This window comes from Roseomonas sp. TAS13 (assembly GCF_001950415.1).
GTDB classification, from domain to species: Bacteria; Pseudomonadota; Alphaproteobacteria; order Acetobacterales; family Acetobacteraceae; genus Roseomonas; species Roseomonas mucosa.
Genome location: NZ_BDLP01000190.1, coordinates 1 through 8,307 on the forward strand (window position 1 = coordinate 1; position 8,307 = coordinate 8,307).

The following is an 8,307-nucleotide window of genomic DNA, read 5'->3' on the forward strand; positions in this document are numbered from 1 at the left end:
CCTATCCGCCAGGACCCTCAGGGTCCTGGCGGATAGGGGGTCCGGGGGAAAGGCAGCGCCTTTCCCCCGGGACGAAGCGACGCCCGGCGTCAGCGCCGGGGTACGGGCGGCAGCAGGTGGTTGTTCTCGCGGCTGCAGAAGACGCGTGGCATCCAGCAGGGCTGGCCGAGGCGCCAAGCGGCGGCGTAGCGGCGGGGTGGCGCCGCCGTGATGCCGGGGGGCGGCACCTCCCAGGCCGGCGTGCCGACAAAGGGCTGCCGCAGCGAGAAGACGCGGAAGCCGCCCGGATAGGGGATCAGACGGATGTCGCGCACGTTCCGCAGCATCCGGCCATCGTCCAGCATCGTGGCCTGGCCGAAGAAGCTCTCGTCGAAGCCGGGGGCGGGGCCTTCGTAGGACAGCATCCGGGCGGGCGCCGTGGCCGAGGCGGTCTCGACGGGCACGAGTTGCAGGCAGAGCAGCGGCACCGAGGCCAGCAGGGCCAGTGGCGCCAGCGGGAAGGCCGGGGCACGCCGCCCGCGCAGCAGGTCGCGCAACAGCAGGAAGGCCATCAGGCCGAAGCCCGGCATGGCCCATTTCCAGTAGTGGACGTTGTTGAAGCGCCAGAGCCCGACGGGCAGCAGGTCCACATAGGACAGATAGAGCAGCGAATGCGCCACCAGCAGCAGGCCGAGCAGGCGGGCGGCGGCGCCATGCACCCAGGCGACGGCGAGGCCGCCCAGGGCCAGGGCCATGTAGGGGGCCTGTCGCATCAGCCCCTCGCCCTCGCCGAACCAGGGGCGCGGATCGACCAGCAGGGTATAGGCCTTCCAGCCCAGTCCCTGGAGGGTGAAGCCCAGACCCTGCGAGTGCAGCATGTAGTCGCTGGGCGCGAGGCCGTAGATGCGGAGATGCAGCAGCGCATAGGGCACCACCGCCAGCAGTCCGCCCAGCACCAGCCGCAGCAGGTCGCGTCCGCGCTCCATCCATGGGTGCGGGGCGGCAAGGAGGTCGTGCAGCACCACCGCCAGCAGGCAGAGAGCGGAAAGCAGCGCCTCGGTCGGGCGGAACAGGGGGATGGCGGCGGCCAGGAAGCCGATCAGGAGCGGGCGCCGCCGTGCCGGGCCGCCGCAGCCGAAATGGGCGGCGATGGTGGCCAGCAGGAGCCAGAGCAGCGCGGCCACCGGGCTGGTGTTCCAGGGCAGCACCCATTGGGCGAAGACCAGCCGGCTGCTGGCCACGCTGCCGACGAAGACCAGGCTGCCCCAGGCGGCGGGGATGCCCAACCGCCGGGCGAAGGCCAGGAAGCCCGCGTAGCAGCCGAGCAGCGAGAGCAGATCCACGGCGAGGAAGGCGTGGTCCCGGCTCAGCCACACGAAGGGCGCCGCCACCATGGCGTAGCCCAACGGATACCAGTGCTGCGCCGGGTCGAAATTCCCCTGCGCGAGGGCGGTGGCGCTGCGCAGGTAGTGGCCCTGGTCCCACCAGCCCCACCAACCCTCGGGGAACTGCGCCGAGCCCCCCGGCACGGCAGGGTCGGCGGCATAGCGCCAGAGATACAGGGCGGCGAGCAACAGGGCGCCCAGCACCGGCAGGGCGAGATTCAGCCGGGCGAGGCGGGACGCGGCGGAGGACGGCGAGGCGGTCATCGGGGCGGCGGCGCTCAAGGGCCTGCCTCCTCGGCGTCCAGCCGGTCCATGGCGCTGCGGATGATGCCGGCGCTGTCGGACCAGGGGACGTGGCGGAACTCGCGGGCGACACGCTCGCGCCAGGCCTCCAACCCCTCCGGGTCCTCGATCACCGCGCGGATCGTGGCGCAGGCATCGTCGAGGTCGTCCGGGTCGAAGTAGCGTGCCAGCGCCCCGCCTGCCTCGGGCAGCGAAGTCCGGTTCGAGGCGATGCAGGGCCGCCCCAGCGCCAGGCTCTCGCTCACCGGCAGCCCCCAGCCTTCATAGAGGGAGGGATAGAGCGTGAAGCGGCAGCCGCGGTAGAGGGCGAGGAGCTCCTCGTCGGAAGGGTCGCGAACCAGGCGGATCTTGCCGCCCAGCCATTCGGCATTCTCCAGCTGCTGCATCAGGTCGGCGACCAGCCAGCCGACGCGGCCGGCGAAGACCAGGGTGGGCACCTGCTCGCGCGGCATCTCGCTCAGCAGCCGCCGCCAGACGCGGAACAGCAGCGCGTGGTTCTTGCGCGCCTCCAGCGTCGAGACGAAGAGCACGTAGCTGCCGGGTTCCGGCAGGTCGGACAGGCCGGTCTCCGCCTCCGGCGCCGCATTCCCGGATGGGATGGCCCCGGATCGGGCGTTGGGAAGGACCGCGACGCCGAGGCCGGTGCCCATCGGCACGGCCTGCACCGGCCGGGGCAGGTCGAGGCCGATCTCCCGCGCCCAGCGGGTCACGTCCCCGGCCGTCGCGCGGCTGTTGGCGAAGATCTGGTCGGCCAGGGGCAGCACGCCGCGGTGCCAGGCGATGAAGGAGATGATCACCCCCCGGTCGCACCATTCCGGCCGGCGGATGGGGATCAGGTCGTGGATCAGCAGGGCGAAGCGCATCCGCAGGTCGTCGCGCAGCCAGCGCACGGTCTGGGCGTAGTCGTTGATGAACCAGGGGGAGCCCAGCACGAGCAGGCTGTCGCCCGGCCGCGCCACCTGCTGCAGCGGCACGCCTTCCTCGAAGCGCAGCTGGCTGCCCGTCTTCCCAGCCAGCTGCCGCCGGTGCAGGCGCCGCCGCGTCAGCTCCAGGGCCTCCGCGCCGGCCACGGCGGGCAGGCGCAGCAGGCCCCGCAGCGCGGCCCCCTGGAGGCGCAGCCCGGAGGCGAGCAGCGCGCGGCCATCCGGCTCCGCCTCGTATCCGGGGCCGATGCCGTTGGCGGCCCCGTCGGCAGTTTGTTCCGCATCCGGGCGTGTCGCCGCCGCGGCAACAGGAGGGGCCGGGGCGGTGATCCGCTCGAAAGCCTGCTCGATCTGCGTCCAGGAGACGGTTTCCAGGTGACGGGGGCCGGAGCGGCGCACGAAGCGCACCCACCCGGCCCCGTCATCCGCCCGGTGCAGGGCACGGCAGATCTCGAAGGTGACGCGCTGGATGCCGCTGGGCCGCACGCTGGCCTCGAAATACTGGACGAGGTCGCCGACCTCGATCCAGATCGTGGAAGGCGTCACAGCCTCTTCCGGGGCCTGGCTGTTCACGGCCGGATGGCTCATGGCTGAACGGCTCGTGCCCGTATCGGCGGCGCTCATGCGGGCTGCCCCAGCGCGGCGGGTCCGGCGGCCTGCGCGGGCAAGGCCAGGACCCCCTCCAGGATGGCGTCGGCGCTGTCGGACCAGGGGACGTGGCGGAACTCGCGGGCGACACGCTCGCGCCAAGCCTCCAGCCCCTCCGGGTCCTCGATCACCGCGCGGATCGTGGCGCAGGCATCGTCCAGGTCGTCCGGGTCGAAGTAGCGTGCCAGCGCCCCGCCCGCCTCGGGCAGCGAGGTCCGGTTCGAGGCGATGCAGGGACGCCCCAGCGCCAGGCTCTCGCTCACTGGCAGCCCCCAGCCCTCGAACAGCGAGGGGAACAGGGTGAAGCGGCAGCCGCGGTAGAGGGCGAGGAGCTCCTCGTCGGAAGGGTCGCGAACCAGGCGGATCTTGCCGCCCAGCCATTCGGCATTCTCCAGCTGCTGCATCAGGTCGGCGACCAGCCAGCCGACGCGGCCGGCGAAGACCAGGGTGGGCACCTGCTCGCGCGGCATCTCGCTCAGCAGCCGCCGCCAGACGCGGAACAGCAGCGCGTGGTTCTTGCGCGCCTCCAGCGTCGAGACGAAGAGCACATAGCTGCCCGGGCGGGGCAGGCCACGCGGCCGCGACGAGGCCAGCCGGTCCGCTTGCCCCACGAGGCCGAAGCCGGTGCCGATGGGGATCGGCCGCACCGGTGCCTCCAGCGCGAGTCCAGCCTCGGCGGCATAGGCTTCCACATCACGGGCAGTGGCGTGGCTGATGGCCATCAGCCGGGGGCATTCCGGCAGCACCGTCTCCACCCACTGACGGAAGCTCTGCACCAGATCGCGAGCACACCATTCAGGGCGGCGCAGCGGGATCAGATCATAAAGCAGCAGGGCAGGCCGCATCCCGTGGTGCTGCCGCAGCTGCCGCAGCAACCCGGCATAGTCCGCATGCACCCAGGGGGCGCCGAGGACCAGGAAGACATCCCCCGGAAGCGCCGGCAGGGAAGGCGCCGTGGCGGGCATGGCGGCCGCCCCGGCCTGCGCCCCAGAGGATGTTGGAACGGGTGGGGAGATGGGCGAGGCAACGGTCGGGGCTGCGGAAGGGGGGGCGCCGGCCTGCCGCCGGTCCCGCCACAGGGCAAGGCCGCGGCGGCCGGTCCGCAGCACGTTCATCTGCAGCACGGCGGCTTGCAGCAGGGTTTCCGAGGTCCGCGGCGGCAGCTTCTGCAGGCGGTAGATCAGGCCGAAGCGCAGGCGTTGCAGCAACGGCCTGCCCTGGCGGACGCGGGGCGCAGGGGGGCGGGGCGGCGGTATGGCCGCCTCCGGCTTCCCTCCCTGGCCTTCCGACAGGCGCTCGAACAGCACGGCGACCTCGGTGAAGGGAACCTCGCGCAGCAGATCCGGCCCGTCATCGTGGCGGACAAAGGCGATCCGTGGTGCGCCCGGCTGCCGCGCCGCCCGGTCCGGCAGCACGCGCAGGATCTCGAAGACCAGGCGCTGGATGCCGCTGGGGCGCGGATTGGCGAGGGCATACTGGAAGAGGTCTTCGACATCGACCCAGATGGTGCGGCGCACAGGCTTGGCGGGCATGGAAACTGGAACCATTTCGGTGTCCGGAGATCGACCTCGAATGCCCCGGTCCGCCCATGGCGTGCCGGGTCGCGTCCCGCCTCGGCCCGGACCCAGGATGGATCACGGACAGGAAAGCGGCGTCAGGGCGCCCGGTTTCTTTCCCTGTTTTGTTGCATCGGCATGTCTTTCCGTTTCGCGGAGTGCCCGCCGATGCGCAAGCCCGGCCAGGAATTTCTGGCCGGCCGGATGCTTCACGAGAGCGAGTGCGACCCGGAAGCCGCAACCCGGCCGCGCAGCAAGAGGACATGGCACCTGCCCCTGGCCTTGCGCTGTCCCGGGTGAAAGGCCCTGCCTTTCCCCCAAACCCCCTATCCGCCAGGACCCTGCGGGCCCTGGACCCGGGGAGTTGACGCTTGCTGATGCCGGATCGCGCCGGAAAGCCCGGCTCTCGGGCGGACTGCCGGTGCCGCCAGCGCTGACACGGTGTCTTTCTTTTCTGGGGAGCCCCGCCTTGCCACCTGCTCCCGGAGGATTGGGCCGCAGGACAACGGCTACTACCGGAGCCAACGAAGTGGGTCCAGGGCACGCAGTGTCCTGGCGGAGAGGGGGTCCGGCGGGAGAGGCAGGGCCTCTCCCCCGGGGGCCAGTCAGCTGAGGCGCAGCCCATCCGGGGAAAGCCGCTGCCCGTATCAGCCGGCGTCGCTGCCCTCGGCAGGGACGGGGCGGGGGCGGCCTTCGTCGTCCAGCGCCACGAAGGTGAAGACGGCCTCGGTCACCCGGTTGCGGTCCTCGCTGTGCCGCTCCCGCCGCCAGGCCTCTACCCGGATGCGGAGCGAGGTGCGGCCCACCGAGAGAATCTGTGCATAAAGGCTGACCTCGTCTCCCACCTTCACGGGTGAGTGGAAGCTGATCGCCTCCACCGCCACGGTGGCGCAACGGCCGCGGGCGCGGCGGGCCGCGGCATTGCCGGCCGCGAGATCCATCTGCGCCATCAGCCAGCCGCCGAAGATGTCGCCCGCCGGGTTCGTGTCCCCCGGCATGGCGATGGTCCGGATGAGTGGGGCGGCCTCGGGCGGCAGAGGGGTCTTCACGGCTGTTCCTTCTCCTCGCCCGCTTCCTCCCCGTCGGCCGGCCGCAGGTCGCGCGCCACTTCCGGGCGGCGCATCAGGGCGTCGATGCGCATGGCGTGATCCAACGCCGTATCGGCCTGGAAATGCAATTCCGGCGCCACGCGCAGCCGCACCGCCTTGGCCACCTGGGTCCGCAGATAGGGCTGGGAACGCTTCAGCGCCTCCAGCAGCTCCTTGTCCGCCGTCTGCCCGAGCCGGGAAACGAAGACCGTCATGTGCTTCAGGTCGGGGGAGGCACGGACCTCCGTCACCGTCACCCGTGCGGCGGCCAGTTCCGGGTCGCGCACGTCGCCGCGCGCCAGCACGGCCGCCAGGGCATGGCGGATTTCCTCGGCCACGCGGAGCTGGCGCTGGGAGGGGGCGGCCTCCGCCCCCTTTCTCTCGGCTCGCTTGCTCATCTCTCGTTCTCGCACTCTCAAAAAAACTGAGGCCCCCGCGGTGTCCCGCGGAGGCCCCGTCTCGTCCGGACGGCCCCGGAAGGGGCCGGGGCGGCTCAATCGGCCGCCACGGTCTCCGTCTCGTAGCACTCGATCTGGTCGTCGACGCGGATGTCGTTGTAGTTCGCGAAGGACATGCCGCACTCGTAGCCGTTGGCGACCTCGCGGACATCGTCCTTGAAGCGGCGCAGCGTGGACAGGGTGCCCTGGTGGATCACCACGCCGTCGCGCAGCAGTCGGACGCCCGCCCCGCGCTTCACCACGCCCTCGGTCACGCGGCAGCCTGCGATGTTGCCGAGGCGCTTGACCTCGAAGACCTGCAGGATCTGCGCGTAGCCCAGGAACTTCTCGCGCTGGATCGGGGCGAGCTTGCCCTTGACCAGCTTCTCGATGTCGTCGGCCACCTCGTAGATGATCGAGTAGTAGCGGATCTCCACACCCTCGCGCTGCGCCAGCTCCCGCGCCTGGGTCGTGGCGCGGACGTTGAAGGCCACCACCACGGCATCGGAGGCCTTGGCGAGCTGGATGTCGCTCTCGGTGATCTGGCCCACGCCGCTGTGCAGCACGCGCACCTTCACCTCGTCGCGGCTGAGCTTGCCGAGCGTCACGCCGAGCGCCTCGGCCGAGCCCTGCACGTCCGCCTTGACGACGACCGCCACCTCCTTCTGCTCGCCCGCCTGGATGCGGGCCAGCATGTCGTTCAGCGTGCCGCGGCTCGCGCTCAGCGCGGCGGCCACCTTCTCGCGGGCCTGGCGCTGGCGGAACTCGGAGATCTCCTTCGCCCGGCCCTCGTCCTCGACGGCGACGAAGTTCTCGCCGGCCGAGGGGACGCCGGACAGGCCCAGAATCTCCACCGGCACGGAGGGCAGGGCCTCCTTCACGTTGCGCGCCTTGTCATCGATCAGCGCGCGGACACGGCCCCATTCGGTGCCGGCCACCACGATGTCGCCCTGTCGCAGCGTGCCCTTCTGGACCAGCACGGTGGCCACCGGGCCACGGCCCTTGTCCAGCTTGGACTCGATCACCGTGCCCTCGCCGGCGCGATCCGGGTTGGCGCGCAGGTCCAGCACCTCGGCCTGCAGGGAGATCGCCTCCAGCAGCTTGTCGAGGTTGGTGCCCTTGAGCGCGGAGACCTCGATCTCCTGCGTCTCGCCACCCAGGCTTTCCACCACGACCTCGTGCTGCAGCAGCTCGTTGCGCACACGGTCGGGGTTCACGCCCGGCTTGTCGATCTTGTTGACCGCCACGATCATCGGCACGTTGGCCGCGCGGGCATGGCGGATCGCCTCGACCGTCTGCGGCATGACGCCATCGTCGGCCGCCACCACCAGCACCACCATGTCCGTCACCGAGGCACCGCGGGCACGCATGGCCGTGAAGGCCTCGTGGCCCGGCGTGTCGATGAAGGTGACCTTGGAGCCGTCCGGCACCGTGATCTGGTAGGCGCCGATATGCTGCGTGATGCCGCCGGCCTCGCGCGCCGCCACGTCGGTCTTGCGCAGCGCGTCCAGCAGGCTGGTCTTGCCGTGGTCGACATGGCCCATGATGGTCACGACCGGCGGACGCGGCAGCAGCTCGTCGTCCTGGTCCACCGCGCCGCCCAGGCCCAGCTCCACGTCGCTCTCCGAGACGCGGCGCGGACGGTGGCCGAACTCGGTCACCACCAGCTCCGCCGTATCGGCGTCGATGGACTGCGTCAGGGTCGCCATCACGCCCATGCGGAACAGCGCCTTCACCACCTCGCCGCCACGGGCGGCCATGCGGTTCGCCAGCTCCTGCACGGTGATGACGTCGGGGATGGTGACGTCGCGGACGACCTTCACCCCATCCGAGCGCAGGCGCGCCAGCTCGGCCTGGCGCCGCTCGCGCTCACGGGCGCGGCGGACGGAGGCGAGCGAGCGGGAACGGTCGTCCTCGCCCTCGATCGCGGCCTGGACGTCGATCCGGCCCTCGCGGCGCCGGTCGGCGCCCACGGGGGGCTTGCGCGC

6 protein-coding genes are annotated in these 8,307 nt (G+C 71.6%); all 6 read right to left on the reverse strand.

Features of this window, described 5'->3' with window-relative positions; translation table 11 throughout:
* Positions 1 to 89: 89 nt before the first annotated feature.
* Positions 90 to 1,646, reverse strand: a complete 1,557-nt coding sequence (locus ROTAS13_RS14735) for a hypothetical protein (protein ID WP_126281914.1) — start codon at positions 1,644 to 1,646, stop codon at positions 90 to 92.
* Positions 1,643 to 3,178 (reverse strand): glycosyltransferase family 1 protein, encoded by a 1,536-nt coding sequence (locus tag ROTAS13_RS14740; protein WP_075822716.1) that lies wholly within the window; start codon positions 3,176 to 3,178, stop codon positions 1,643 to 1,645. The genes ROTAS13_RS14735 and ROTAS13_RS14740 overlap by 4 nt, the downstream gene beginning before the upstream one ends.
* A 32-nt stretch (positions 3,179 to 3,210) precedes the next feature.
* Positions 3,211 to 4,770, reverse strand: coding sequence for a glycosyltransferase family 1 protein (locus ROTAS13_RS14745; RefSeq protein ID WP_075822717.1), 1,560 nt, complete (start codon positions 4,768 to 4,770; stop codon positions 3,211 to 3,213).
* A 671-nt stretch (positions 4,771 to 5,441) separates the two neighbouring features.
* Entirely contained in the window at positions 5,442 to 5,792 is a 351-nt protein-coding gene (locus tag ROTAS13_RS14750; protein WP_079253270.1) for an acyl-CoA thioesterase, read from the reverse strand.
* Positions 5,793 to 5,839: 47 nt separating this feature from the next.
* A complete protein-coding gene (gene rbfA, locus ROTAS13_RS14755) occupies positions 5,840 to 6,280 on the reverse strand; it encodes a 30S ribosome-binding factor RbfA (protein WP_019459248.1) in 441 nt (146 codons plus the stop codon).
* Positions 6,281 to 6,375: 95 nt separating this feature from the next.
* A partial coding sequence (gene infB / locus ROTAS13_RS14760; RefSeq protein WP_075822718.1) for a translation initiation factor IF-2 occupies positions 6,376 to 8,307 on the reverse strand: 1,932 nt, incomplete at its 5' end.